This window comes from Micromonospora sp. NPDC047670 (genome assembly GCF_043204915.1).
In the GTDB taxonomy this organism is placed as follows: domain Bacteria; phylum Actinomycetota; class Actinomycetes; order Mycobacteriales; family Micromonosporaceae; genus Micromonospora.
The window spans coordinates 41,864-66,144 of the sequence record NZ_JBIDDA010000011.1; the positions used below are offsets into that span (position 1 = coordinate 41,864).

A 24,281-nucleotide genomic window follows, 5' to 3' on the forward strand; every position below is an offset into this window, starting at 1 on the left:
AAAGCTGTTCCCGCCCGTCGCCGCCCGACCGGGTGGGCACGGGCAGGGCTACTCGGCGTGCGCGCCCGCGCCGGCCGTGGCTGCCCCCTCGCCCACCCAGACGGTCTTGGTGTTGCAGAACTCCCGCATGCCCAGCGCGGAGAGTTCCCGGCCGTAGCCGGAGTTCTTCACCCCGCCGAAGGGCAGCTCCGGATAGGACGTGGTCATCCCGTTGACGAACACGTTGCCGGCGTCCAGGTCGGCGGCGAAGCGCTCCTGCTCGTCGGGGTCGCGGGTCCAGGCGTTCGACCCGAGCCCGAAGGAGGTGCCGTTGGCCACCTCGACCGCCTCGTCGTACGACGACACCCGGTAAAGACCGGCGACCGGCCCGAAGACCTCCTCGGACCACATCCGCATCTCCGGCCGCAGGTCGGTCACCACCGTCGGCGGGTAGAACCAGCCCGGGCCGGCGGGCGGCTCGCCGCCGCAGAGCACGGTGGCGCCCTTGTCGACCGCGTCGCGCACCTGGGCGTGGATCTCGTCGCGGCCGCCCTCGCTGGCCAGCGGGCCGACGTCGGTGTCGGGGTCCATCGGGTCGCCGACCCGCAGGGCCGACATGTTCGCGGCGAACCGCTCGGCGAAGGCGTCGAAGACGTCCGCGTGCACGATGAACCGCTTGGCGGCGATGCAGGACTGGCCGTTGTTCTGGCAGCGGGCGGTGGTGGCGACCTCGGCGGCCCGGTCGAGGTCGGCCGACGGCATCACCACGAACGGGTCGCTCCCGCCGAGTTCCAGCACGGTCTTCTTCAGCTCCCGGCCGGCGATCTGGGCGATCGAGCGGCCCGCGCCCTCGCTGCCGGTCAGCGTCGCCGCGCGTACGCGGGGGTCGCTGAGCACCCGGTCGACCTCGGCCGAGCCGACCAGCAGCGTGGTGAACGCCCCCTCCGGGAAGCCGGCGCGGCGGAACAGGTCCTCCAGCAGCAGCGCGGTCTGCGGCACGTTGGAGGCGTGCTTGAGCAGGCCGGTGTTGCCGGCCATCAGCGCCGGCGCGGCGAAGCGCATCACCTGCCAGAGCGGGAAGTTCCACGGCATCACCGCGAGCACCGGCCCGATGGGCTGGTAGCGGACGAACGCCCGGGTGGCGCTGACCGCCCCCGCGTCGGCGGGCTCGTCGGCGAGGAACTCGGCGGCCTTCGCCGCGTAGAAGCGGCAGGCGGCGGCGCACTTGGTGACCTCGGCCTTCGCCGCGGCGTACGTCTTGCCCATCTCGGTGGTCATCAGCCGGGCCGTCTCGTCGCGGTCGGCCTCCAGCAGGTCGGCCGCCGCGGTCAGCCACCGCCCGCGCTGCGCGACCGTGGTGTCGCGCAACTGACGGTACGCCAGGTCGGCGCGCTCGATGGCGGCGTCGACCTGCTCCTCGGACATCGGGTCGTAGCTCTTGAGCACCTGTCCGGTGGCGGGGTTGGTGGTCGCGATGGGCATCTCGTACTCCTGTCACTCGAAGAGTGAGTGGCGGGCGCCCGGCTCCTCCCGGCGGCGGGCGGCACGGCGGCGCTGGATGATGACCAGGTCGACCACGGCGACCACCGCGAAGACCACGCAGAGGACCCCCAGCCACACCAGGTCGGCACGGAACGCCAGCACCGCGAAGACCGCCATCGTGACCAGCCCGAACCCGGCGAGCAGGAGCCGCATGTTCAGGGCGCTGTAGGCGTGGCCGACCGTGCCACGGGCGCGCCGGGGCTGCGATCTCGTCATTGCACCGACCTACCCCCGATCGGCCGGCTTAACCCGCCCCGCCGGTGCCCCGCGCGGTGCGGGCGACGGGCCGGGTGGGCCACGTCACCCCGCCGGTAAGGTGCGTTACACCCGTGCGCCGTGAGCCGCCCGTTCCCGCTCCGGCCGGGGAGGATGGTCGGCATGACCACGACCCACGCGCTGCCGGTGACCGTCGCCGTCGCGCGGCGTACCGATCCCGCCCGGACCAGCGAGATGGTGGCCTGGATGCGGGCCGGCACGGCGCTGGCCGAGGCGTTCCCGGGGTTCCTCGGGTCCGGCTGGGTACGCAGCGCGCCCGGCTCCGGCGAGTGGCACATCATCTACCGCTTCGCCGACCACGAGACGTTGCGCCGGTGGGAGGAGTCGCCGCAGCGGCACTGGTGGCTCTCCTCCGCGCAGGGCATCGTCGAGCACACCCGGGTCGAGCGGCGCACCGGGATCGAGGGCTGGTTCGACCCGCCGCGGGAGCACGTCGAGACCGTGCCGGTCAGCGCCGAGCCGGCCGTGCCGCCGCCGTCCCCGCCGCGCTGGAAGCAGGCCGTGACGATCTGGCTGGCGTTCTTCCCGCTCAGCCTCACCGCGACGCTGCTGACCAGCCGCTTCCTGCCGGGGGTGCCGCTGGCCGGCCGGGTGCTGCTGATGACCCTCACCCTGACGCCGCTGATGACCTACCTGGTGCTGCCCCGGATCACCCGGGCCCTGCACTGGTGGCTGCACGGGCAGCCGCCGCCGTGGCGGCTGGCCCGCTGACCGGCCGACGCCCGGCGGCGCATCCCGACGAGCCGGGCGGATCCGGTGCCGAACGCCCGGAGCGCCGGCCGCTAGCACGCCGAGGCGCTTCGGGACAGGTCTGTGCCGCATAGCCGACAGCAGCGGCCGATCCGGCCCCGGCCCGCGCGTAGAGTTACCGCGCTGTTGCTCTCCGCTGCGGGACTGGGGAAGAGATGCCTCGACGCTGGGTCACCGCCGTCGCCTGCCTGCTGGCACTGGTCGCGCTCGCCTGCGAGGGCGGTGGGGAGCCCGGCTCCCGCCCGCCCCGGCAGACGCCGTCGCCCGGAGCGTCCGGCGGCATCGCGGCGCTCGGCGACTCGATCAGCACCGGCTTCGGCTCCTGCCTGGTGCTCACCTCGTGCCAGCGCAACTCCTGGTCGACCGGGGACGGGCTGCGCGTGGACAGCCTCTACCGCCGGCTGCTCGACCGCGACCCCGCCATCCGCGGCCGGGCCCACAACCACGCCCGGCCGGGGGCCCGCGCCGCGTCCCTCGAGGGGCAGGCCCAGCAGGCGGTACGCGACCGCGTCGACCACGTGACGGTGCTGATCGGCGCCAACGACGTGTGCCGGGGCGGCATCGAGGCGATGACGCCCGTGACGCGGTTCCGCGCCGAGGTGGACCGCGGCCTGCGGGTGCTGCGGCAGGGGCGGCCGAAGGCGCGGGTCCTGGTGGTGAGCATCCCGGACCTGTACCGGCTCTGGGAGGTCGGGCACACCGACAAGCGGGCGGTCCGGGCGTGGAAGCGGGGCGTCTGCCCGGCGCTGCTGGCCAACCCGGAGTCGGCGGACCCGCTCGACCGGGCCCGGCGGGCGACCGTCCGGGAGCGGATCGACGACTACAACGCGCAGCTCGCCGCCGCCTGCAGGGCGTACGGCTCGCGCTGCCGGTACGACGGCGGGGCGGTGCACCGGGTGCGGTTCAGCCTGGACCTGGTCAACCCGCTGGACTGGTTCCACCCCAACGCCGCCGGCCAGGACCGGCTCGCCGACGTGGCCTGGCGCGCCTCGGGCCTCGGCTCCTGACCCGCCGGCCGCCCCGCCCCCGCGCGCCGGCGCGCCCGGGAGCGCTCAGGGCCGGCGGGGCTCGGGGACGGCGGGGCCGCCGTGCTGACGGTAGAGCGCGCGGGAGCGCGCGGCCAGGTCCTTGGTGGCCGAGGAGTTGGCCCAGGTGCCGAGGATGATCGCCGCGCCGGGCACCACCTTCGCGAAGACGCGCTTCGCGGCGCGCACGCCGGCCATCTGGGCCAGTCGTACGCCCAGGCGCAGCATCACCTTGCCGAGCGGGTTCTGCCCGCCGCTGCCGAACAGGGCGCCGGCGCGCTCCCGGCCGGCGGCCACCCCGAGCGCGAGCCGGGCGCTCTCGGCGACCTTGTGCACCTTCTGCAACACCAGCAGGTCGGTGGCCCGGTCGGCGTGCGTCGGGTCGACGCCGTACGCGGCGGCGATGTGCAGCACCATCCGGGCCTGGGTCCAGGCCAGCACGCCCACGTCGATCACGGCGCCGGGCAGCCCGGCGGCGCCCGAGACGGCGCCGGAGAGCCGGGCGTGGTTGACGAACTTGCGTACGGCCTGCTCCGCCAGGGCCTCGGCGGAGCAGGCCGGCTGCTCGGCCCGGGCCCGCGCGGCCCACTGCGCCGCCTCCGGCCCCAGCCGGCGCACGGCCTCCAGGGCGAGGTGCTCCGGAGCGTACTGCGGATCCTCCCGCATCCGGTCCCAGAGCTTGAGCGGCGGCGCCTCCGGGACCTCCTGCGGGGGCGCCGGCACCACCGTCGGCGGCTGGGGCGCTCCCGCGGCGGGCTGGGCGGGCTGGCCGTCGGCGGGCGCGGAATCGGTCACGGGGTCTCCCGGGGGGTCGGAGAGGTCGTCGTCGGGGGTCAGCGGCGGTTCTGGAACTTGGCCGCCAGGCCCTTCAGCTTCTGCTGGGTGCCGGGCTTGGCCAGCTCGCGCCGGCCGCGGTCGACCAGCTGCTGACCCTTGGGTGAACGCAGGAAGGTGCTGATCCGCTGCATCAGAGACATGTCGTCCTCCAGTCGGTGGTGCCTCTTCCATGTGTACCTCGGTCCGACAACCTCTGTACCCCGTACGCCCGAACCACAACCGTCCACTGTGGCCGCCGGAAGACTACTGCCCGGCCTCCAGGATCGCCTCGACGACCTCCGTGGCCCGCCACTCGTGCTTGGCGTAGTGCTCGGGGTAGGCGGAGACCTGCACCGCCTGGGCGGCGTCGGTCAGCCGCATCTGCTGCCAGCCGGGCACCTGCGCCAGCGCGGAAAGGAACTGCCGGGTGGCGAACTCCGGGTCCATCAGCTGCCCCACCTCGCCCCAGCCGCTGCTGGAGCGCTGCTGGAACAGCCCGACCGAGTCGTGGTCCCAACCGATGCCCTGGTGCGGGTAGTTCTGGGACTCGGGGAGCACGCCGCTGGCGACGTTGTAGAGGTTGCTCTCCTGCATCGCGGTGGCGACCGCGATCACCAGCGCCCGCCGGGGCATCCCCATCTTCCGCCCCGTGCGCACGATCGCCTCGGCGTTCTCCATCTGGGCGTTGTCGAGACCGGCGACGGGAGCGGGGTCGACGGGCTTGCGCTTGGTCTTCTTCGGGGCGGGGGTGGTGTCCGGGTCGGCGGCGGGGGTCGGGCTGGCGGGCGTCGGGCTGGCGGTGGCGGGGTGGCGCTCCAGGTTGCGGGAGGCCGGGTCGGGCTCGGCGCGCTCGGCGAGCACGGACGGGGCGGCGACGGGGGCCGCGTCGGCGGAGTCGTCCCGGGCGCCCTCGGCGACGGCGGCCAGGCCGAGGCAGCACAGCACGCCGGTGGCGAGGGCGACCCGGGCCCGGACGGGCCCGGGCAGCAGCATCCGGGCGTACGCCCCGGCGGAGCGGATGCCGGCCGACCGATCGTGCGAGGGGGTATCGTCCGAACGGTCGATCGGGTCACCGGGGGTGATCTGGTGGTCGAGGGTGCGGTCGTCACGCATCAGCCGAGGCTAGACAGACGCAAACTGCGATGACCTGGGGTGATGTGGTGGCGTTCTTCACGAAATCGGCCCCGAGCGCGGGACGCCCCGACCGTTCCGGGCGACCGGCGGGACGCACCTCGCGGACCGGGCAGACCTCGCGGCCGGATCAGCGCGCCCCTCCGCGTACGCAACACGGACGTACCACCGGCACTCGGCCCATGATCCCCAAACTCACCCTTTCGGCCGATAGGCTGGTCCACCTCGCAGCCATTGCTTGACGCCCGACGGTGGAGTTGCGGGGATACGCCCCGATTGCTGGTCCTGCCGGTGACCCCCGGGGAGTCGCCGGCAGGAATGCACGAGGATGGCGGGTACGTTCCCCGAACGGGGTGCCGTCCCCGCACGGCGACCCGTACGCACGACCAGGGAGGTCCGCACCGGTGCTCGACCCACACGAGCTCTACGAACTCACCGACGAGCTGCCCGACCTCGGTCAGCCCGTCCTGATCCAGGCCCTCACCGGGTTCGTCGACGCCGGCAGCGCCACCCGACTGGCCAGGGAGCAGCTGCTCACCTCGCTGGACGCCCGCCCGATCGCCCGGTTCGACGTCGACCAGCTCTTCGATTACCGCTCGCGCCGGCCGGTGATGACCTTCGTCGAGGACCACTGGGAGTCGTACGACGCCCCGGCGCTGGAGCTGCACCTGCTCCAGGACGACGACGAGACGCCCTTCCTGCTGCTCACCGGCCCGGAGCCGGACCTGCAGTGGGAGCGCTTCGTGGCCGCGGTCGGCGCGCTCGCCGCGCGGCTGGACGTCCGGCTCACCGTGGGGCTCAACGCGATCCCGATGGCCGTGCCGCACACCCGGCCCGCCGGGGTGACCGCGCACGCGACCCGGCGCGAGCTGATCGCCGGCTACGAGCCGTGGTTGCAGCGGGTGCAGGTGCCGGGCAGCGTCGGGCACCTGCTGGAGTTCCGCCTCGGCGAGCTGGGCCGCGACGCCCTGGGCTTCGCCGCCCACGTGCCGCACTACGTGGCGCAGACCGAGTACCCGGCCGCCGCCGAGGTGCTGCTCGCCTCAGTGTCCCGCAGCACCGGGCTGCTGCTGCCCCGCGACGGGCTGCGCTCGGCGGCCGAGGTGGTCCGGCTCGAGATCGACCGGCAGGTCGCGCAGACCGACGAGGCCGCCCAGCTCGTGCAGGCCCTGGAGGAGCAGTACGACGCGTTCGCGCGTGGCCGGGGCGAACGGAGCCTGCTCGCCCCGGAGGCCGCGCCGCTGCCCACCGCCGACGAGCTGGGGGCGGAGCTGGAGCGGTTCCTGGCCGAGCAGACCCGCCCGGGCGACACCCCGGGGAGCTGACGCGGCGGCGCGGGCGCGGATGGGGCAGGCTGGACCCATGCGCCTGGCGACCTGGAACGTGAACTCGGTGAAGGCCCGCCTGCCCCGGCTCCTGGACTGGCTGGCCGGCACCGGGCCGGACGTCGTCTGCCTGCAGGAGACGAAGTGCCCGGACGGCGCCTTCCCGGTGGCCGAGGTGGGCGAGCTGGGCTACACCGTGGCCAGTCACAGCGACGGCCGGTGGAACGGGGTGGCCATCCTGTCCCGGGTCGGCCTGGCCGACGTGGTCGTGGGGTTCCCCGACGAGCCGGGCTTCCCCGAGCCGGAGGCCCGGGCCATCTCCGCCACCTGCGACGGGGTGCGCGTCTGGTCGGTGTACGTGCCGAACGGCCGGGCGCCGGACGACCCGCACTACGCGTACAAGCTGGCCTGGTTCGCGGCGCTGCGGGACGCGTTGGAGACGGAACTGGCGAGCGGGCTGCCGCTGGCGGTCTGCGGCGACTTCAACGTCGCCCCGACCGACGCCGACGTCTGGGACCCGCAGGTGTTCACCCACTCCACGCACGTCACCCCGGCCGAGCGGGCGGCCCTCGCGGAGCTGCGCGACCTGGGCCTCTCCGACGTGGTGCCCACGCCGATGAAGGGGCCACACCCGTTCACCTACTGGGACTACCGGGCCGGGATGTTCCACCAGAACAAGGGCATGCGGATCGACCTGGTGTACGCCTCGGCGCCCTTCGCCCGGGCGGTCCGCTCGGCGTACGTGGACCGGGAGGCCCGCAAGGGCAAGGGCCCGTCCGACCACGCCCCGATCGTGGTCGACGCCGACCTCGTTCCGGCGGTCGAGTCGTTCTGAGCCCCGCCGCCGTGACTAGGGTGGAGCCATGGCAGTCGTGAAGATCAACGCGATCGACGTCCCTCCCGGCGCAGGCGAGGAACTGGAGAAGCGGTTCGCCGCCCGGGCCGGCGCCGTGGAGAACTCCCCGGGCTTCCTCGGCTTCGAGCTGCTCCGCCCGGTCGCCGGGGAGAACCGCTACTTCGTCTACACGCGCTGGGAGAGCGAGGAGGCGTACCAGGCGTGGGCGGCCGGCCCCGCCCGCGCCGCGCACGCCGGCACGGGCGAGCGGCGTCCCCCGGTCGCCTCGGGCGCCAGCCTCCTGGAGTTCGAGGTCGTCCAGCAGGTGCCGCCGCGCCCCTGACCCGCGCCCGTCCGGCGCAGCGCCGCCTTGCCCTCCCGCACGGGCAGCGACGCGGCCGGCCGAGCGCGCAGGCCCGCTCGGCGCAGCGGGATCACGGGGTGCGGGAGGAGAGCAGGGTGGCGAACGCGATGACGTTGTCGGCGTAGCCCGTCCGGCCGCCGAGCCAGTCGCCGCCGCAGGTGATCAGGCGCAGGCCCGGCGGGCCCTCGTCGCCGTAGACCCGCTCGGCCGGCAGCCGGTCCTTCGGGAAGTGCTCCACCGAGTCGACGCGGAACAGCACGACCGACCCGTCGGCCCGGGTCACCTCGACCGGGTCGCCGGGGCGCAGCTTGTGCAGGTCGTAGAAGACCGACGGGCCGCGCTTGGTGTCCACGTGCCCCACGATCACCGCCGGGCCCGGCTCGCCGGGGGTCGGGCCCCGGTCGTACCAGCCGGTCTCGTCGGCCCGGTCCAGCGGCGGGACGCCGATCGACCCGTCCCGGGCCTGGCCCACGGGCGCCACCGGGGCGGACACCTCGATCGACGGGATCGACAGGCGCACCGGCCGGCTGGCCGACAGGGCGCCACTTGCGCTGCGCGCCGAACGCGACTCCCCCGCACCGGCGGCCCAGTCGAGCGGCCCGGCGGTGCGCCCGAGCCCCGCGCCGGTGGCGAAGACCCCGACCAGCACCAGCAGCACGGCCAGCGGCACCGACCAGGGGCGGCGCCCGGGCGGCGGACGCCGCCGCGAGGCTGCGGCGGACGGCTGCGGGGCGGGCGTGGCGGCCATGGCGGGCTCAGCGTCGGGCCACGCCACGGACGGAGCGGGGCCGGCGCGCCGCGAGCACCGCGAGGACGATGCCGGTCACGGTCAACGCGATGCCACCGGGGAGCAGCAGCCCGCCGGTGAAGCCGCCGGCGCCCCCGCCGAAGCCCGTCGCCGGGCCGCGGCTGGGTTTCACCGCCTTGACCACCTGGAGCATGGTCGAGGCGGTCTCGCCGTCACGGCACTCCAGCTTGATCCGGTAGTTGCCGGGCCGGGTGCGCTCCCGCACCATCGGCGCGGCCGTCAACAGCCCGCGCTGCGGCTGCACCTGCACCCGACCGAAGGCGTCCGAGACCACCGTCGCGGGGATCGAGTTGTCCCGGCAGCTGGCCCGGATGCCGACCAGGAAGCCCGGCTGGACGGTGCTCGGGCTGACCTCCACGAAGACGGCGGTCTCCGGCGGGACGGGCTGGGGCGCGCCCACCGGCGCGGGCTCCGCCCGCCAGCCGAGGGCCGCGGGCTGCCCGACGGCACCGGAGAGGCCGGCGGCAGCGAAGTGCCCACCGGCCGGGAGGCCGATGACAACAGGGCTGCCCGAACCCGTGCGGGCGGTGGTCGTGAGGACGGTGGTCGAGGGTGCGGCCGCGGCCGGCGCGGTCGCGAGCAGCGGGCCGACGAGCACGGTCGCGGTCGCCAGCGCCAGACCGCCGCGGTGCACCGACACGACGCCCCCTCCCGGCGCGTTGGGGCAGTGCCGGGCAACACCAGACACCCGGTCTGCCGTACGGGATGGATCCTCTCATCCCCGGGCGAACATCACATCCGATCCGGCGCGACCGTCGCGTACGCTCGGGTCGTTGTGACCTCCACCGACCTCGCCGCCGCCGCGCCCACGCCGCCCGCCGCCCGGACGATCCGCACCTTCCATCCGCGCCGCGGCCGGATGAGCAGCCGCCAGACGGAGGCGTTGGACCGGCTCTGGCCGGTCCACGGCCTGCGCGTCCCGGACGAGCCCGGCACGCCGGTGGACCTGGCCGGCCTGTTCGGTCGCCGCGCCCCGGTGGTGATGGAGATCGGCTCCGGGATGGGCGACACCACCGCCGCGATGGCCGCCGCCGACCCGGATCGAGACTATCTGGCGGTCGAGGTGCACACGCCCGGAATCGCCAACCTGCTGGACCTGGTGGACCGGCTCGGCCTGCGCAACGTGCGGGTGGCGCAGGGCGACGCCCTGGACCTGGTCGCGGGTCTGCCGGAGGCGGCGCTGGACGCGGTACACGTCTTCTTCCCGGACCCCTGGCCCAAGTCGCGGCACCACAAGCGGCGGATCATCCAGCCGGCCCACGTCGCGCTGCTGCGCTCCCGACTCGCGCCCGGCGGCACCCTGCACTGCGCCACCGACTGGGCCGAGTACGCCGAGGCGATGCGGGAGACCCTGGACGCCGACCCGGGGCTGGCCAACGCGCACGACGGTTTCGCCCCCCGCCCGCCGCACCGCCCGGTGACCAAGTTCGAGCGCCGGGCCCTGACGGCCGGCCGCCCGGTCTTCGACCTGATCTACCGCCGACCGTGAGCGGAAGGGCCCTGTCGACGGGTTCCGTCGCGCGAGGGGCCCTATCCGAGGCTCGACCCGCCGGGCCGGTTGGCGCGCGGGGGCATGATCCAGGCACCATGGGACCCGCTATGACGCTCACCGCCGCGCTGCCGACAAGCGCCGACCCCGACACCCTCTTCGACGCGTTCGCCGGCTGGGCGAAGGAGCGCGGCCTCGACCTCTACCCCCACCAGGAGGAGGCGGTCATCGAGATCGTCTCCGGCGCCAACGTGATCATGAATACGCCGACCGGCTCCGGCAAGAGCCTGGTCGCGATCGCGGCGCACTTCGCGGCCCTGGCCGACGACCGGACGACCTTCTACACCGCGCCGATCAAGGCGCTGGTGTCGGAGAAGTTCTTCGCCCTCTGCGAGGTCTTCGGCGCCGACAACGTCGGCATGCTGACCGGCGACGCCAGCGTCAACGCCGACGCCCCGATCATCTGCTGCACCGCCGAGATCCTGGCCAACCTCGCGCTGCGCGAGGGCGCCCGGGCCGACGTCGGTCAGGTGATCATGGACGAGTTCCACTTCTACGCCGAGCCGGACCGGGGCTGGGCGTGGCAGGTGCCGCTGATCGAGCTGCCGCAGGCCCAGTTCGTGCTGATGTCGGCGACGCTGGGCGACACCACCCGCTTCGTCGACGACCTGACCCGGCGCACCGGCCGGCCGACCGCCGTCGTCCGCTCCGCCGAGCGGCCCGTCCCGCTCCTCTTCTCGTACGCGATGACGCCGCTGCACGAGACCCTGGAGGAGCTGTTGGAGACCAAGCAGGCCCCGGTGTACGTCGTGCACTTCACCCAGGCCGCCGCGCTGGAGCGCGCCCAGGCGCTGATGAGCGTGAACGTCTGCACCCGGGCCGAGAAGGACATGATCGCGCAGGCGATCGGGAACTTCCGGTTCACCTCCGGCTTCGGCAAGACGCTGTCCCGGCTGGTCCGGCACGGCATCGGCGTGCACCACGCCGGCATGCTGCCGAAGTACCGCCGGCTGGTGGAGACGCTCGCCCAGGCCGGCCTGCTCAAGGTCATCTGCGGCACCGACACCCTCGGCGTCGGGATCAACGTGCCGATCCGCACCGTGCTCTTCACCGGCCTGAGCAAGTACGACGGCGTGCGCACCCGGCTGCTCAAGGCCCGCGAGTTCCACCAGATCGCCGGGCGGGCCGGGCGGGCCGGCTTCGACACCATCGGCCGGGTGGTGGTGCAGGCCCCCGAGCACGTCATCGACAACGAGAAGGCCCTGGCCAAGGCCGGCGACGACCCGAAGAAGCGGCGCAAGGTGGTGCGCAAGAAGCCGCCGGAGGGGTCGATCGGCTGGGGCAAGCCCACCTTCGAGCGCCTCGTCGAGGCCGAGCCCGAGCCGCTGACCTCCAGCTTCCAGGTCAGCCACTCGATGCTGCTGAACGTGATCGGCCGCCCCGGCGACGCGTTCGCCGCGATGCGGCACCTGCTCACCGACAACCACGAGGACCGGGCCGCCCAGCGTCGGCACATCCGGCGCGCCATCGCGATCTACCGCGCGCTGCGCGCCGGCGGGGTCGTCGAGCAACTCGCCGAGCCGGACGAGACCGGCCGGCGGGTCCGCCTCACCGTCGACCTCCAGCTCGACTTCGCCCTCAACCAGCCGCTGTCGCCGCTGGCCCTCGCGGCGATCGAGCTGCTCGACGTCGCGTCCCCCTCGTACGCCCTCGACGTGCTGTCGGTGATCGAGTCGATCCTCGACGACCCGCGCCAGGTGCTCTCCGCGCAGCAGTTCAAGGCCCGCGGCGAGGCGGTCGCCGCGATGAAGGCCGAGGGCATCGAGTACGAGGCCCGGCTCGAACTGCTCGACGAGGTGACCTGGCCCAAGCCCCTCGCGGAGCTGCTGGACTCGGCGTACGAGATGTACCGGCAGGGGCACCCGTGGGTGGCCGACCACCAGCTCTCCCCCAAGTCCGTCGTGCGGGACATGTACGAGCGGGCGATGACCTTCACCGAGTACGTGCAGTTCTACTCCCTCACCCGCTCCGAGGGCCTCGTCCTGCGCTACCTCGCCGACGCGTACAAGACGCTGCGGCAGACCGTGCCCGAGGACGCCAAGACCGACGAGCTGGTCGACCTCATCGAGTGGCTCGGCGAGCTGGTCCGCCAGGTCGACTCCAGCCTGATCGACGAGTGGGAGCGGCTGCGCAACCCGACCGACGTGGCGGAGGTCGCCTCGTCCCTGGAGGACCGGCCGCCGGCGGTGACCCGCAACGCCCGCGCCTTCCGGGTGCTGGTGCGCAACGCCCTGTTCCGGCGGGTGGAGCTGGCGGCGCTGCGCCGCTGGCACGACCTCGGCGAGCTCGACGCCGCGTCGGGCTGGGACGCGGACGCCTGGGCCGACGCGCTGGAGCCGTACTTCGAGGCGTACGACGGGATCGGGGTGGGACCGGACGCGCGCGGGCCCGCGCTGCTCATGATCGAGCAGGGCCGGGACCGGTGGACGGTGCGGCAGATCCTGGACGACCCCGAGGGCGACCACGACTGGGGCATCAGCGCCGAGGTCGACCTCGCCGCCTCCGACGAGGCCGGCGCCGCGGTCGTCCGGATCACCTCGGTGGGGCAGCTCTAGCTTTTTGTTTCGAGGGGCCGTCCGGGATGCCCGGGCGGCCCCTTTCGTTCCCTGGGCGATGTCACACCCGTCGATTAGAATGTATGTACTAATCGAGTTCCTGACCTGGGAGGACGTCCGTGACCACGCCCGCCTCCGTCCCACTCACCCCCTACGCCACCCTGCTCGGCTTCACCCGCTACGTCGACCGCACCGGCCCGACCAAGGCCACCTTCGTCGGGGGCCTGCGCAAGCAGCGGGCCAGCCGCTCCGGCTTCAACCCGCACGGTCAGTTCGTCAAGGCGCTCAAGGCCGACATCGCCTTCCACACCGGCGGCACACACCTGGAGCAGGTGGTCGACGTGGTCAAGCCCCGCTGGCGCCCGCTCTACGAGGCACTCGTCCCCGGCGCGAAGGCCTGGCTGCACTCGCTCGGCGAGCCGCGGGCCGTCGACCTCGCCCAGACCCGCGACGCGCTCGCCATGCTCGGCGACCTGCCCGTCAAGATCAACCCTCACTTCGGCGTACGCCACGCCGACGGTCGCGCCGAGGCCGTCCGCCTGCACTTCGACGAGACCCCGCCCAGCCCGGAGGCGGTGCTCGCCACCCTGCACCTGATGGCCCGGCACATGGACGCGGTGCTCCCGCACGCCGAGCCGCTCCTGGTCGACGTCCGCCGGGGCGAGGCCCACCGCATGCCCGCCGACGCCCGACCCGAGCAGATCGAGCGCTGGCTGGCCGGCGAGGCGGCCGCCTTCCAGGCCATCTGGGCCACCGCCGCCTGACCCCTCCCCTCCCCGCCCTCCGCACGGCATCGACCACATGCCAGGATCCGCGCATCATCCCGTCAGTTGCTGCCTCTGCCGCTCGGGAGGCCGCATCTTCCGTGAAGTTGCGCGGATCTTGGCGTGAGATGTCACCGCAGGGGTGTCCGCAGGGGCTGCGGAGACGTGCGGTGCCCGTCGGGGTTGCCGCATGCCCGTTCCACCTCGACGCCCGCACGAGCTGCGAGGACGCGTCTTCCGAGGCTCCCAGGTGGTGGCCGGGGATTGCTGACCCGGGCCGAGCTGGCAGCAGGGCGTGGCGGCCGCTGTTCCGAGACGTCTACGCCGACGCCCGGTTGCCGGTCTTCCACGGCACGCGCCGCCTGGCGGCGGCTCGGTGGGTGTTGCCGTCGGGCGCGGCGATCGCCGGACGCAGCGCCGCGGCGCTCTACGGTGTCGGGTCGGTCGGCGTCGCCGAGCCACTCGACGTGCTGGTGCCCGTGGGGCAGCGTTTCGGGCCCGTGGCCGGCCTCTCCGTGCGCACCGCCGAGGTTGCCGAGGCCGACGTGCGGCTCAAGACCGGGATCCCGGTGACCACGCCCCTGCGCACCTGCTGGGATCTGGCGCAGTGGCTCCCGGTGGAGGAGGCCGTCGCCCGGGTGGACGGGCTCGCCGGGCAGCGGCTCGTGCAGATCGACGAGCTGCGGGGCAGCGCGCACGACCGCCTCGGGCTGCGGGGATGCAAGCGCATGCTCCGGGTGGCGGAGCTCGCCGACCCGGGGGCGGAGTCGGTCCAGGGATCGCGGCTGCGGGTCCGGCTGGTGCTGGCCGGCCTACCGAGGCCGGTCACCCGGTTCGTGGGCGAGCGGGACGGCCGGTTCGTCGCGCGCCTCGACCTCGCGTGGCCCGATCTCCGGGTCGCGGTCGGATACGACGGGCTCTGGCACGACGATCCCGAGCAGTTCCACCGCGACCGGCGACGCCTCAACCGCCTGCTCGGCGAGGACTGGATCGTGCTGCACGTGACCGCAAAACGGTTCGGCGAGGACTTCGACGGCTTCCTCGCCGAACTCCACCACGCTCTCCGCACCCGCACCCGCACCCGCACCCGCTGAACGCGCCCGCTGACGCCAAGATCCGCGCAACTTCGGGGCAAGTGCTGCCTCGACGCCGCACGAGGCAGCATCTTCGGTGAAGTTGCGCGGATCTTGGCGGGGGCTGCCGGTCAGGCGGCGAGGTACTTCTCCAGGTCGTCGAGGATCTTGTTGGCGGCGCCGACGCCGATGCCGGTCATCCAGATCTCGTCGGAGACGACGTGCGCCTTGCCCGCCTTGACCGCCGGCAGGGCCTTCCACAGCGTCCCGCCGGTGACCTTGGCCTGCTCGGCGGCGGCCTGCTCGCCGTACGCGGTCACGAAGATGACGTCACCGTCGACCTCGCCGATGCGCTCCGGGCTGACCCGGTCCATCCGCCGGTCCTCCTTGCCGGTCAGCAGCTGCCGCTCGGGCCGCCCCAGACCGGTGTCGCCGATGACGATGCCGGAGAACGAGTCCGGCCCGTACACCCGGATCTCGGTCGGCATGAAGCGGACGATGGACACCTTGCGGTTGGCGGCGTCGCCCAGCTTGGCGCCGAACTCCTTGGCCCGGGTCTCGTACGCGGTGAGCAGGTCCTTGGCCTGCTGCTCCTTGCCCAGCGCCTTGCCGTCGAGGAGGAAGTTCTCCTTCCAGGTGACGCCGACCTTCTCGGTGAACACGGTCGGCGCGATGGCGGCCAGCTCGTTGTAGAACTTCTCCTGGCGGAACTTGCTGCCCAGGATCAGGTCCGGCTTGAGGGCGTTGATGGCCTCCAGGTCGGGCTCGGTGAGCACCCCGACCTCCTTGATGCCGGCGAGCTTCTCCTCGCCGAAGTAGGTCGGCCAGCTCTTCGCCTGGCTGGCGACGGCGGCGCCGACCGGCGTGACGCCGAGCGACAGCGCGGTGTCGATCTTGTCGGTGTCGAGCACCACGACCCGCTTCGGGTCGGCCGGCACCTTGGTGGTGCCCATCGCGTGGACGATCTCCCGGGTCTCCCCGGTGGTGGTGCCGGCGACCGGGTCGCTCTCACCGCAGGCGGTGAGGCCGACGCCGAGGGCCAGCGCCGCGGTGAGGGCGGCGGCGAGACGACGCATCAGATTCCTTTCGAGGGGTACGAGCCGGTGCGCGGGGTGAGCGCGTCCTCGGCCGAGGGGCGGGCTGCCGGGGCCGGCAGCCCCGCCGGAGCTGAGCTGACGAGGTCGGCCGTGTCGGACGGCCGGGCCAGCGAGGGGCTGGTGAGCGCGGGCACCACGAGGGGCGCCCCGGTCACCGGGCAGGGCACGACCACGCAGTCGAGCCCGAAGACGTCCCGGACGAGGTCGGCGGTGAGGATCTCCCGGGGTGGTCCGGCGGCCACCACGGCGCCGGCCCGCATCGCGACCAGATGGTCGGCGTACCGGGCGGCCTGGTTGAGGTCGTGCAGCACGGCGACCACGGTGCGGCCCCGCTCGACGCGCAGCCGGTGCAGCAGGTCGAGCACCTCCACCTGGTGGGCCAGGTCGAGGAAGGTGGTCGGCTCGTCGAGCAGCAGCGCCTCGGTGTCCTGGGCGAGGGTCATGGCGATCCAGACGCGCTGCCGCTGACCGCCGGAGAGGGTGTCCACGGCCCGGCCGGCCAGCCCGGCCACGTCCGCGAGCGCCATGGCCCGGTCCACCGCGACGCTGTCCTCCTCGGACCACTGTCGCCACCACCGCTGGTACGGCTGCCGGCCCCGGCCGACCAGGTCGGCGACGGTCACCCCCTCCGGCACCAGCGGGCTCTGCGGGAGCACGCCGAGGCGGCGGGCGACCTCGCGGGTCGGCAGGTCCCGGATGGCGGCGCCGTCGAGCAGCACCGCGCCCCGGCGGGGGGTGAGCAGGCGGGCCATGGTGCGCAGCAGGGTGGACTTGCCGCAGGCGTTGGGCCCGACGATCACCGTGAACGCGTCGGCGGGCAGGTCGAGGTCGAGCCCGTCCAGCACCGTCCGTTCGTCGTAGCCGGCGACCAGGTCGCGGGTGGAGAGCATCACGCCTCCTTGCCAGGGTGGGACATCACGAGGACCGCCGGCGGCCACGGACCAGCAGGAAGATCAGGTACGGGCCGCCGATGGCGGCGGTCAGCACGCCGGCGGGCAGCTGGGTGGGCGCGAAGAGCCGCCGCCCGGCCAGGTCGGCCAGCACCAGCAGCAGCGCCCCGAGCAGCGCGGCGCAGACGAGCGGCGGGCGCTCCGCGCGGACCAGCCGCCGGGCCAGTTGCGGGGCGACCAGGGCGACGAAGTCGACCGCGCCGACCTGGGCGGTGACCATCGCGGCGGCCAGCACCCCGGTGCCGGCGAGGCCGACCCGGCGGGCCACCGGGCGCAGGCCGATCCCCCGGGCGGTGTCGTCGTCCAGGGCGGTGCTGTTCAGCGCCCAGCCGGCCCAGGCGAGCACGGGCAGGAGCGCGACCAGGGTGCCGGCGATCCAGAGGGCCTCGGTCCAACCCTTGCCGGCGAGCGTGCCGATCAGCCAGATCTGCGCGCGGAGCCCGTCGATCGGGTCGGCGGTGAGCATGACCACCTCGGTCAGGGCCCGCAGCGCGAAGGCGACGGCCACCCCGGCGAGCACGAACCGCTGGGCGGCCAGCCCGTGCCGGGCGCCGAGGACGAACAGCAGCGCGGCGGCGACCAGGCCGCCGACCAGCGCCGCCGGCGCGACGAGCACGGCCGCCGCCCCGCCGGTCAGGGCCACCGTGGCGGCGAGGCCGGCGCCCTGGGTGATGCCCACGACGTCCGGGCTGGCGAGCGGGTTGCGGGCCACACTCTGGATTAGCGTGCCGGCCACCCCGAAGGCCGCGCCGGCCACCGCGGCCAGCACCAGCCGGGGCAGCCGCAGCTCGAAGACCACCAGGTCGTACGGGGTGCCGGCGCCGGAGATGGCGCGCAGCACGTCGGCCGGGGCGACGTACGGGGTGCCGAGGGAGAGGCTGAGCACCCCGGCGCCCAGCAGCAGCACGACCAGCGTGGCGGCGACCAGCACCGAGCGGCGGCGGACCTGCACGCTGACCGGGCCGACCCGCACCAGCGAGCGCCCCGGCAGTCCGGCGACGGCGGGACGTCGCGCCGGCCGCTCGGCGGCCCGCGGGGCGGCGGGGCGGGCGGGGGCGGTCACGCGGTCACCACCTTCGCGCGGCGGACCGGGTGGGCCAGCAGCGGGGCGGGGGCGGTCACGCGGTCACCACCTTCGCGCGGCGGACCAGGTAGGCCAGCAGCGGAGCGCCGATGAGGGCGGTGACGATGCCCGCCGGCACCTCCCCGGGCGGGGCGACGAGCCGGCCGACGACGTCGGCTCCGAGCAGCAGGGCGGGCCCGAGCAGCGCGGAGACCGCCAGGGTCCAGCGGTGGTCGGCGCCGACCAGGGCGCGGGCCAGGTGCGGCACGGCGAGCCCGACGAAGGCGATCGGCCCGGCGGCGGCCACGGCCGCCCCGGTGAGCAGCACGGCGGCCGCGCCGCCGCCGAGGCGGACCAGCCCGATCCGGTGCCCGAGGCCCCGGGCCACGTCGTCGCCGAGGGCGAGCGCGTCCAGGCCGCGGGCGACCAGGGCGGCCAGCGCCAGCCCGGCGAGCACGAACGGCAGCACCTGGACGGCCACCGAGAGATCCCGGCCGGTGAGCCCGCCGACCACCCAGAACCGGTAGTCCTCGAAGGTGCGGGCGTCGATGCTGAGCAGCGCGTACACCACGGAGGCGAGGCTGGCGTCGAGGGCCGCACCGACCAGCGCGAGGGTGACCGGGCTGGCGCCCTCGCGGGCGCTGGTGGCGACGGCGAAGACCAGCAGGCCGGCGAGGAGCGCGCCGCCGATGCCGAACCAGACGTACCCGGCGAGGGTGCCCACCCCGAAGACGGAGATGGCCAGCACGACGCCGAACGAGGCGCCGGCGCTGATCCCGAGGATCCGCGGCTCGGCCAGCGGGTTCCGGGTGAGCGCCTGGAAGAGCAGCCCGGCGACGGCGAGCGCCAGCCCGACGGCGAGACCGAGGGCGGTACGCGGCATCCGCAGTTCCCGGACGATGGTGGTGGCCTCGCCGCCGTCCGGGCTGACCAGCGCGCCCCACACCTCGTCGACGGCGAGCGACCGGCTGCCGAGCGCGAAGCTCGCCAGCACCGCGAGGAGCAGCGCCAGCGCGGCCGCGACGGTGACGGCCACCCGGCGGCCACCACGCGCGCGGGGTTGGGCGCCGGCCGGGGCCGGTCGGGTGGCGAGGGTGGTCACGAGGCTCCTGCACGTTCGCGCTTAGGTTCGCCTTACCTTAGCTGACCGGCCGGACCGGACCTAACTCGCGGTCGTCTATCCTGCGCCGCCTGACCAGGGCCGACAGCGCCGGTTCCGGGCGACGGCGGCCCGCGTCGCCCTAGGGTGTGGGCATGCGATTCGACCAGCACACCGTCGTGCTCCTGGTGCGGCCGCCGGACGCCCCCGAGCTGCCGCTGGACGCGGCGGACCGGTTGCAGGACGCGCACCTCGCCCACCAGGCGGGGCTGGTGGAGCAGGGGCTCGTCCTGGCCGCGGGGCCGTTCGTCGACGCCGACGACGACCGGCTGCGCGGGTTCGTCGTGCTCTCCGTCTCGCCGCAGGAGGCTCGCGAGCTGTACCACAACGACCCGGCGGTGCGGGCCGGACGGCTGGCCGTGCAGGTGATGAGCTGGATGGTCCCGGAGGGCAACGTGCGGTTCGAGAGCGTGCCGGTCCCCCGGTCGATGCTGGAGGCCGCCGCCGGCGACTGACCCGCCAGCCGTCCGCGCCGCCCGCCAGCCAGCCGCCTGCGCCGCCCGCCAGCCGCCCGCGCCGCCCGCCCGTCAGCCGTCCGCGCCCGCGCGGGCCCCCGGCAGTGACGGGCCCTCGTCGAGCTGGTGGTCGGCCCAGACGTACGTCTCCGGCAGCAGCTCGGCGACCGGCACCACGCGCAGCGCGTCCATCGGCCCGACGATGACCCGGATGGTGGGGAAGTAGTCGCGCAGCACCTGCCGGCAGCGCCCGCAGGGCGGGATCACCCCGCGCCCCCGGTCGCCCACCGCGACGATCGTCTCCAGCTCGGTGACGCCCTGGGTGGCGGCGGCGCCGACCGCGACCACCTCGGCGCAGGGGCCGCCGGTGAAGTGGTAGACGTTCACCCCGGTGAAGACCCGGCCGTCGGTGGTACGCGCGGCGGCGGCGACCGTGTGGTTCTCGCTGCGGCAGCGCAGCTTGGCGACCGCCGTGGCGGCCTGCACCAGGGCCCGGTCGGTGTCCCGCATGGTCATCGCGCATCCCCGTGGTTCGACGTCGGTCGGCGCCCAACTCTAGACCCGTCGGCGCGCGCCCGCGGGCGCGCGCGGCGGGCGGGCCGGTAACCCGGGGGCGGTCCGGCCGCCGGCTGCCTATCCTTGGCGACGACATGCAGAATCCAGCCGCACCCGCCGCGACCGATCCCGTCCGCGAGCTGCACCGCCGCCTCCGCCCCCTGATGTTCCGCGACCAGCGCCGTCTGCAGCGGCGCCTGGACGGGGTACGCCGGCTGCGCGATCCGGAGCGCCGGGAGTCGGCGCTCGCCGAGATCGCCGCCGACGTGGCGCGTGCCGAGGCGCGGCTGGAGAGCCGGCGGGCCGCCGTGCCGACCGTCACGTATCCGGCCCAGCTGCCGGTGAGCGAGCGCAAGGACGACATCGCCGCGGCGATCCGCGACCACCAGGTGGTGATCGTGGCCGGCGAGACCGGCTCCGGCAAGACCACGCAGCTGCCCAAGATCTGCCTGGAGCTGGGACGCGGGATCAACGGCCTGATCGGGCACACCCAGCCGCGCCGGCTGGCCGCGCGTACGGTGGCGGACCGGATCGCCGAGGAGCTCGGCACCGAGCTGGGCGACGTGGTCGGCTACAAGGTGCGCTTCACCGACCAGGTGAGCGACCGCAGCCTGGTGAAGCTGATGACCGACGGCATCCTGCTCGCGGAGCTGCAGACCGACCGGATGCTGCGCCAGTACGACACGCTGATCATCGACGAGGCGCACGAGCGCAGCCTCAACATCGACTTCATCCTCGGCTACCTCAAGCAGCTCCTGCCCCGCCGGCCCGACCTGAAGGTGGTCATCACCTCGGCGACCATCGAGACCGAGCGGTTCGCCCGGCACTTCGCCGGGCCGCCCACCGCCGACGCGCCGGAGGGCGTACCGGCCCCGGTGGTCGAGGTCTCCGGGCGCACGTACCCGGTCGAGGTGCGCTACCGGCCGCTGGTCGAGGTGGCCGAGGGCGAGGACGAGGGGGACGACGAGGAGAACGTCCGCGACCAGATCCAGGCCATCGGCGACGCCGTCGAGGAGCTGGCCGCCGAGGGGCCCGGCGACGTCCTGGTCTTCCTCAGCGGCGAGCGGGAGATCCGGGACACCGCCGACGCGCTGGGCAAGCTGGTGGAGAAGAAGCCGGCGCTGCGCGGCACCGAGATCCTGCCGCTCTACGCCCGTCTCTCCACCGCCGAGCAGCACCGGGTCTTCGCCCCGCACGCCGGGCGCCGGGTGGTGCTCGCGACCAACGTCGCGGAGACCTCGCTCACCGTGCCCGGCATCAAGTACGTGGTGGACCCGGGCACCGCCCGCATCTCCCGCTACAGCAGCCGGCTCAAGGTGCAGCGGCTGCCGATCGAGCCGGTCTCCCAGGCGTCGGCCAACCAGCGCAAGGGGCGCTGCGGGCGCACCTCGGACGGCATCTGCATCCGCCTCTACGACGAGCAGGACTTCCTGTCCCGCCCGGAGTTCACCGACCCGGAGATCCTGCGCACCAACCTCGCCTCGGTCATCCTCCAGATGACCTCGATCGGCCTCGGCGACATCGCCGCGTTCCCGTTCATCGACCCGCCGGACCGGCGCAACATCACCGACGGCGTCAACCTGCTGCACGAGCTGGGCGCACTGGACCCGACCGAGACGGACCCGGCGAAGCGGCTCACCCCGCTGGGCCGACGGCTCGCCCAACTACCCGTCGACCCCCGGCTGGCCCGGATGGTCGTCGAGGGCGAGCGCAACGGCTGCGCCACCGAGGTGATGGTGATCGCCGCCGCGCTGTCGATCCAGGACCCGCGCGAGCGGCCCGCCGACAAGCAGGCCCAGGCCGACCAGGCGCACGCCCGGTTCACCGACCGCGAGTCGGACTTCGTGACGCTGCTCAACCTGTGGCGGCACCTGCGCGAGCAGCAGCGCGAGCTCTCCTCCAGCGCGTTCCGCCGGATGTGCAAGGCCGAGTACCTCAACTACCTGCGGGTACGCGAGTGGCAGGACATCGTCAGCCAGCTGCGCCAGGTGCTGCGTACCCCCGAACAGGGCGGCGGGCGACCGGGGCGGGAGGCCGGCGCCGACGGTGCTCGGCGCCGGGGCGGCGCGGACCTGCCGGAGGAGATCGACACCCCGAAGGTGCACCAGTCGCTGCTGGCCGGCCTGCTCTCCCACGTCGGGCTGAAGGACGCCCAGAAGCACGAGTACCTGGGCGCCCGGGGCGCGAAGTTCGCGCTCTTCCCCGGCTCGGCGCTGTTCAAGAAGCCGCCGCGCTGGGTGATGGCCGCCGAACTGGTGGAGACCTCCCGACTCTGGGGCCGGGTGAACGGCCGGGTCGAGCCGGAGTGGGTCGAGCCGCTCGCCCAGCACCTGGTCAAGCGCAGCTACAGCGAGCCGCACTGGGAGAAGAAGCAGGCCGCCGTGATGGCGTACGAGAAGGTGACGCTCTACGGCATCCCGCTGGTCACCTCGCGCAAGGTCAACTTCGGCCGGATCGACCCGGCGCTGTCCCGGGAGCTGTTCATCCGGCACGCCCTGGTCGAGGGCGACTGGCAGACCCACCACCACTTCTGGCGCGACAACCAGCGGCTGCGCTCGGAGATCGAGGAGCTGGAGAACCGGGCCCGCCGCCGCGACATCCTCGTCGACGACCAGACCGTCTTCGACTTCTACGACGCCCGCATCCCGGCCGACGTGGTCTCCGGGCGGCACTTCGACGCCTGGTGGAAGAAGACCCGCCGGGAGCAGCCGGACCTGCTCACCTTCACCCGGGAGCTGCTGGTCAACGCCGGCCGGGGCGGGGTGGACGAGGCCGACTACCCCGACGAGTGGTCCGCCGACGGGGTGACCCTGCCGCTGACCTACCGGTTCGAGCCGGGCACCCCGGCCGACGGCGTGACCGTCGACATCCCGCTGCCGCTGCTCAACCAGGTGCCGGCGGAGAGCTTCGACTGGCAGGTGCCGGGGCTGCGCGAGGAGCTGGTGATCGCGCTGATCCGCTCGCTGCCCAAGGCGGTGCGCCGCAACTTCGTCCCGGTGCCCGACTACGCCCGCGCGGCGCTCGCCGCGATGCCGGCCGGCGAGGAGCCGCTGCTGGACGCGCTGACCCGGCAGTTGCGCCGGATGACCGGCGTCACCGTGCCCCGCGACGCCTGGGATCTCGACCGGCTGCCCGCGCACCTGCGGGTCAGCTTCCGGGTGCTCGACGAGGAGAACAAGCCGGTCGCCGAGGGCAAGGACCTGCCGGCCCTGCAACGCCAGCTCAAGGCCGAGGTACGCCAGGTGGTGGCCGCCGCCGCGCCGGACGTGGCGCGCACCGGGCTGAGCGACTGGAGCATCGGCACGCTGCCGCGCACCATCGAGCAGGTCCGGTCCGGCTACGCGGTCACCGCGTACCCGGCGCTGGTCGACGAGGGCGGCACGGTCGGCGTGAAGGTGTTCGACTCGCCGGCCGAGCAGGAGGCCGCGCACTGGGCGGGCACCCGGCGGCTGCTGCGGCTGACCGTGCCGTCGCCGGCGAGGTTCCTCCAGGGGCGGCTGAGCAACGAGGCGAAGCTGGCGCTGAGCCGCAACCCGCACGGCGGCGTGCAACAGCTCATCGAGGACGCCGCCGGGGCGGCGATCGACAAACTGATCGGCGACGCCGGCGGGCCGGCCTGGGACGCCGAGGGCTTCGCCGCGTTGCGCGAGAAGGTCCGCGCCGACCTGGTGGACACCGTGGTCGAGGTGATGGACCGGGTCCGCCGGGTGCTCGCCGCCGCGTACGCGGTGGAGCAGCGGCTCGGCAAGACCCAGAACCTGGCCGTGGTGGCGGCGCTGGCCGACATCCGGGCCCAGCTCACCGGGCTGGTGCACGCCGGCTTCGTCACCGAGACCGGGTACGCGCGCCTGCCCGACCTGCTGCGCTACCTCACCGCCGTCGAGCGGCGGCTGGACCGGCTGCCCGGCAATCCGCAGCGGGACAAGCAGCAGCAGGACCGGATCGCGGTGGTGCAGAAGGAGTACCAGGACATGCTCGCCGCGCTGCCCCCGAGCCGCCGGCAGTCGACGGCGGTCCGGCAGATCCGCTGGATGATCGAGGAGCTGCGGGTGAACGTCTTCGCCCAGGCGTTGGGCACCCCGTACCCGGTGTCGGAGCAGCGGATCTACCGTGCGATGGACGACGCCGAGGGCAGGTGAGCGCGGCGGGCGCGGGGTGACCGGCCGGTCGGGCCCCCGACACGGGCGCGCCGGTTGGTCAGCCCGCCGAC

The 24,281-nt window shown here is 74.3% G+C and carries 23 protein-coding genes; 11 read left to right on the forward strand and 12 right to left on the reverse strand.

The genetic code is table 11. From position 1 onward, the window contains the following. Positions 1-48: 48 nt before the first annotated feature. Together ACGF7U_RS23810 and ACGF7U_RS23815 are read right to left on the reverse strand one after the other, a co-directional pair. On the reverse strand, positions 49-1,461 hold the full coding sequence (locus tag ACGF7U_RS23810) for an NADP-dependent succinic semialdehyde dehydrogenase (protein WP_393110071.1): 1,413 nt from the start codon (positions 1,459-1,461) through the stop codon (positions 49-51). 12 nt (positions 1,462-1,473) lie between these two features. Beyond that, positions 1,474-1,737, reverse strand: coding sequence for a DUF6343 family protein (locus tag ACGF7U_RS23815; RefSeq protein WP_357697619.1), 264 nt, complete (start codon positions 1,735-1,737; stop codon positions 1,474-1,476). Between the two features lie 162 nt (positions 1,738-1,899). Here ACGF7U_RS23815 and ACGF7U_RS23820 point away from each other — a divergent pair, with 162 nt between their 5' ends. Together ACGF7U_RS23820 and ACGF7U_RS23825 are read left to right on the forward strand one after the other, a co-directional pair. Continuing rightward, on the forward strand, positions 1,900-2,508 hold the full coding sequence (locus ACGF7U_RS23820; protein WP_393110073.1) for an antibiotic biosynthesis monooxygenase: 609 nt from the start codon (positions 1,900-1,902) through the stop codon (positions 2,506-2,508). Positions 2,509-2,702: 194 nt separating this feature from the next. Continuing rightward, positions 2,703-3,554: a GDSL-type esterase/lipase family protein gene (locus ACGF7U_RS23825; RefSeq protein ID WP_393110075.1), complete on the forward strand. Its 852-nt coding sequence runs from the start codon at positions 2,703-2,705 to the stop codon at positions 3,552-3,554. Between the two features lie 45 nt (positions 3,555-3,599). On the opposite strand, the gene ACGF7U_RS23830 is transcribed toward ACGF7U_RS23825, so the two are convergent. The 3 genes from ACGF7U_RS23830 to ACGF7U_RS23840 all read right to left on the reverse strand — a co-directional run bounded on the left by ACGF7U_RS23830 (position 3,600) and on the right by ACGF7U_RS23840 (position 5,501). Next, positions 3,600-4,367, reverse strand: coding sequence for an EcsC family protein (locus ACGF7U_RS23830; protein WP_393110077.1), 768 nt, complete (start codon positions 4,365-4,367; stop codon positions 3,600-3,602). A gap of 38 nt (positions 4,368-4,405) precedes the next feature. Beyond that, positions 4,406-4,549 (reverse strand): hypothetical protein, encoded by a 144-nt coding sequence (locus tag ACGF7U_RS23835; RefSeq protein ID WP_393110079.1) that lies wholly within the window; start codon positions 4,547-4,549, stop codon positions 4,406-4,408. A gap of 103 nt (positions 4,550-4,652) precedes the next feature. Further along, positions 4,653-5,501, reverse strand: a complete 849-nt coding sequence (locus tag ACGF7U_RS23840; protein ID WP_393110081.1) for a peptidase M23 — start codon at positions 5,499-5,501, stop codon at positions 4,653-4,655. Between the two features lie 422 nt (positions 5,502-5,923). Between ACGF7U_RS23840 and ACGF7U_RS23845 the strand changes: the two genes are divergently transcribed. The 3 genes from ACGF7U_RS23845 to ACGF7U_RS23855 are packed head-to-tail and all read left to right on the forward strand — an operon-like array spanning position 5,924 to position 8,022. Then, entirely contained in the window at positions 5,924-6,844 is a 921-nt protein-coding gene (locus ACGF7U_RS23845; RefSeq protein WP_393110083.1) for a proteasome assembly chaperone family protein, read from the forward strand. A gap of 37 nt (positions 6,845-6,881) precedes the next feature. Beyond that, positions 6,882-7,679, forward strand: a complete 798-nt coding sequence (locus tag ACGF7U_RS23850) for an exodeoxyribonuclease III (protein ID WP_393110085.1) — start codon at positions 6,882-6,884, stop codon at positions 7,677-7,679. Positions 7,680-7,707: 28 nt separating this feature from the next. Continuing rightward, a complete protein-coding gene (locus ACGF7U_RS23855; RefSeq protein WP_350682892.1) occupies positions 7,708-8,022 on the forward strand; it encodes an antibiotic biosynthesis monooxygenase in 315 nt (104 codons plus the stop codon). Between the two features lie 91 nt (positions 8,023-8,113). On the opposite strand, the gene ACGF7U_RS23860 is transcribed toward ACGF7U_RS23855, so the two are convergent. Both ACGF7U_RS23860 and ACGF7U_RS23865 read right to left on the reverse strand, forming a co-directional pair. Beyond that, positions 8,114-8,791 carry a class F sortase gene (locus ACGF7U_RS23860; RefSeq protein ID WP_393110087.1) on the reverse strand — a complete coding sequence of 226 codons (678 nt, stop codon included), beginning with the start codon at positions 8,789-8,791 and terminating at the stop codon, positions 8,114-8,116. A gap of 7 nt (positions 8,792-8,798) precedes the next feature. Next, positions 8,799-9,485 (reverse strand): hypothetical protein, encoded by a 687-nt coding sequence (locus ACGF7U_RS23865; RefSeq protein WP_393110283.1) that lies wholly within the window; start codon positions 9,483-9,485, stop codon positions 8,799-8,801. Between the two features lie 225 nt (positions 9,486-9,710). Here ACGF7U_RS23865 and trmB point away from each other — a divergent pair, with 225 nt between their 5' ends. From trmB to ACGF7U_RS23885, 4 genes are all read left to right on the forward strand, one after another. Continuing rightward, the gene (gene trmB, locus ACGF7U_RS23870; protein WP_393110285.1) at positions 9,711-10,340 is read left to right on the forward strand and encodes a tRNA (guanosine(46)-N7)-methyltransferase TrmB; all 630 of its coding nucleotides are present in this window, start codon (positions 9,711-9,713) and stop codon (positions 10,338-10,340) included. Between the two features lie 110 nt (positions 10,341-10,450). Beyond that, a complete protein-coding gene (locus ACGF7U_RS23875) occupies positions 10,451-12,955 on the forward strand; it encodes a DEAD/DEAH box helicase (RefSeq protein ID WP_393110287.1) in 2,505 nt (834 codons plus the stop codon). A 119-nt stretch (positions 12,956-13,074) separates the two neighbouring features. After that, the gene (locus ACGF7U_RS23880) at positions 13,075-13,719 is read left to right on the forward strand and encodes a hypothetical protein (protein ID WP_393110089.1); all 645 of its coding nucleotides are present in this window, start codon (positions 13,075-13,077) and stop codon (positions 13,717-13,719) included. 380 nt (positions 13,720-14,099) lie between these two features. Beyond that, positions 14,100-14,813, forward strand: a complete 714-nt coding sequence (locus tag ACGF7U_RS23885) for a hypothetical protein (protein ID WP_393110091.1) — start codon at positions 14,100-14,102, stop codon at positions 14,811-14,813. A 110-nt stretch (positions 14,814-14,923) separates the two neighbouring features. Here the strand turns inward: ACGF7U_RS23885 and ACGF7U_RS23890 are convergent, their stop codons facing one another. Genes ACGF7U_RS23890 through ACGF7U_RS23905 form a run of 4 tightly spaced genes read right to left on the reverse strand, consistent with a single transcriptional unit; the run spans position 14,924 to position 19,004 of the window. Continuing rightward, positions 14,924-15,868, reverse strand: coding sequence for an ABC transporter substrate-binding protein (locus tag ACGF7U_RS23890; protein WP_393110093.1), 945 nt, complete (start codon positions 15,866-15,868; stop codon positions 14,924-14,926). Beyond that, complete coding sequence (locus ACGF7U_RS23895) at positions 15,868-16,779, reverse strand: ABC transporter ATP-binding protein (RefSeq protein WP_393110095.1); 912 nt, start codon at positions 16,777-16,779, stop codon at positions 15,868-15,870. Before ACGF7U_RS23895 ends, ACGF7U_RS23890 begins: the two co-directional genes overlap by 1 nt. Positions 16,780-16,804: 25 nt before the next feature. After that, complete coding sequence (locus ACGF7U_RS23900) at positions 16,805-17,902, reverse strand: FecCD family ABC transporter permease (protein WP_393110097.1); 1,098 nt, start codon at positions 17,900-17,902, stop codon at positions 16,805-16,807. Between the two features lie 55 nt (positions 17,903-17,957). Further along, complete coding sequence (locus tag ACGF7U_RS23905) at positions 17,958-19,004, reverse strand: FecCD family ABC transporter permease (protein ID WP_393110099.1); 1,047 nt, start codon at positions 19,002-19,004, stop codon at positions 17,958-17,960. 152 nt (positions 19,005-19,156) lie between these two features. On the opposite strand from ACGF7U_RS23905, the gene ACGF7U_RS23910 reads away from it, so the two are divergent. Next, positions 19,157-19,516: a YciI family protein gene (locus ACGF7U_RS23910; RefSeq protein WP_393110101.1), complete on the forward strand. Its 360-nt coding sequence runs from the start codon at positions 19,157-19,159 to the stop codon at positions 19,514-19,516. 72 nt (positions 19,517-19,588) lie between these two features. Here ACGF7U_RS23910 and ACGF7U_RS23915 read toward each other — a convergent pair whose 3' ends face one another. Beyond that, a complete protein-coding gene (locus ACGF7U_RS23915; protein ID WP_393110103.1) occupies positions 19,589-20,032 on the reverse strand; it encodes a cytidine deaminase family protein in 444 nt (147 codons plus the stop codon). A 134-nt stretch (positions 20,033-20,166) separates the two neighbouring features. On the opposite strand from ACGF7U_RS23915, the gene hrpA reads away from it, so the two are divergent. Further along, complete coding sequence (gene hrpA, locus ACGF7U_RS23920) at positions 20,167-24,210, forward strand: ATP-dependent RNA helicase HrpA (protein ID WP_393110105.1); 4,044 nt, start codon at positions 20,167-20,169, stop codon at positions 24,208-24,210. Positions 24,211-24,281 lie beyond the last annotated feature (71 nt).

Bases quoted from the DNA above. Each gene is read 5' to 3' on its own strand.
- ACGF7U_RS23810 (WP_393110071.1), bottom strand. From the start codon at position 1,461: ATGCCCATCGCGACCACCAACCCCGCCACCGGACAGGTGCTCAAGAGC.
- ACGF7U_RS23815 (WP_357697619.1), bottom strand. From the start codon at position 1,737: ATGACGAGATCGCAGCCCCGGCGCGCCCGTGGCACGGTCGGCCACGCC.
- ACGF7U_RS23820 (WP_393110073.1), top strand. From the start codon at position 1,900: ATGACCACGACCCACGCGCTGCCGGTGACCGTCGCCGTCGCGCGGCGT.
- ACGF7U_RS23825 (WP_393110075.1), top strand. From the start codon at position 2,703: ATGCCTCGACGCTGGGTCACCGCCGTCGCCTGCCTGCTGGCACTGGTC.
- ACGF7U_RS23835 (WP_393110079.1), bottom strand. From the start codon at position 4,549: ATGTCTCTGATGCAGCGGATCAGCACCTTCCTGCGTTCACCCAAGGGT.
- ACGF7U_RS23840 (WP_393110081.1), bottom strand. From the start codon at position 5,501: ATGCGTGACGACCGCACCCTCGACCACCAGATCACCCCCGGTGACCCG.
- ACGF7U_RS23850 (WP_393110085.1), top strand. From the start codon at position 6,882: ATGCGCCTGGCGACCTGGAACGTGAACTCGGTGAAGGCCCGCCTGCCC.
- ACGF7U_RS23855 (WP_350682892.1), top strand. From the start codon at position 7,708: ATGGCAGTCGTGAAGATCAACGCGATCGACGTCCCTCCCGGCGCAGGC.
- ACGF7U_RS23860 (WP_393110087.1), bottom strand. From the start codon at position 8,791: ATGGCCGCCACGCCCGCCCCGCAGCCGTCCGCCGCAGCCTCGCGGCGG.
- trmB (WP_393110285.1), top strand. From the start codon at position 9,711: ATGAGCAGCCGCCAGACGGAGGCGTTGGACCGGCTCTGGCCGGTCCAC.
- ACGF7U_RS23875 (WP_393110287.1), top strand. From the start codon at position 10,451: ATGACGCTCACCGCCGCGCTGCCGACAAGCGCCGACCCCGACACCCTC.
- ACGF7U_RS23890 (WP_393110093.1), bottom strand. From the start codon at position 15,868: ATGCGTCGTCTCGCCGCCGCCCTCACCGCGGCGCTGGCCCTCGGCGTC.
- ACGF7U_RS23895 (WP_393110095.1), bottom strand. From the start codon at position 16,779: ATGCTCTCCACCCGCGACCTGGTCGCCGGCTACGACGAACGGACGGTG.
- ACGF7U_RS23910 (WP_393110101.1), top strand. From the start codon at position 19,157: ATGCGATTCGACCAGCACACCGTCGTGCTCCTGGTGCGGCCGCCGGAC.
- ACGF7U_RS23915 (WP_393110103.1), bottom strand. From the start codon at position 20,032: ATGACCATGCGGGACACCGACCGGGCCCTGGTGCAGGCCGCCACGGCG.
- hrpA (WP_393110105.1), top strand. From the start codon at position 20,167: ATGCAGAATCCAGCCGCACCCGCCGCGACCGATCCCGTCCGCGAGCTG.